Source organism: Xenorhabdus bovienii (genome assembly GCF_024721015.1).
Taxonomy (GTDB): Bacteria; Pseudomonadota; Gammaproteobacteria; order Enterobacterales; family Enterobacteriaceae; genus Xenorhabdus; species Xenorhabdus bovienii.
Genome location: NZ_JANAIF010000498.1, coordinates 1 through 231 on the forward strand (window position 1 = coordinate 1; position 231 = coordinate 231).

At 58.4% G+C, this 231-nt stretch carries 1 protein-coding gene; it reads right to left on the reverse strand.

All coding sequences use genetic code 11. The annotated features are described in order from the left end of the window. Positions 1 to 152 precede the first annotated feature (152 nt). The coding region (locus NXS07_RS22145; RefSeq protein WP_368859268.1) for an AraC family transcriptional regulator at positions 153 to 231 on the reverse strand (79 nt) is incomplete at its 5' end.

Below are 231 nucleotides of genomic sequence, written 5' to 3' on the forward strand. Positions count from 1 at the left end.
TGCCACGCCCATCGGGTACCAGACCAACATGCTCGTGTTTGGTCCGGGCGGCTATAAGTTCACTGACTTCATGAAAGTCGGCATCCCGCTCAACCTGTCGATCGGACTGCTGACCTCCGCAGTAATACCTGTGATCTGGCCGCTCTGATCAATCAGGCCGCCCGGTAAGAGGACGGGGCAACACCGTAGGTCTTGCGAAACGCTCGGGTGAAGCTTTCGGGAGACGCGTAG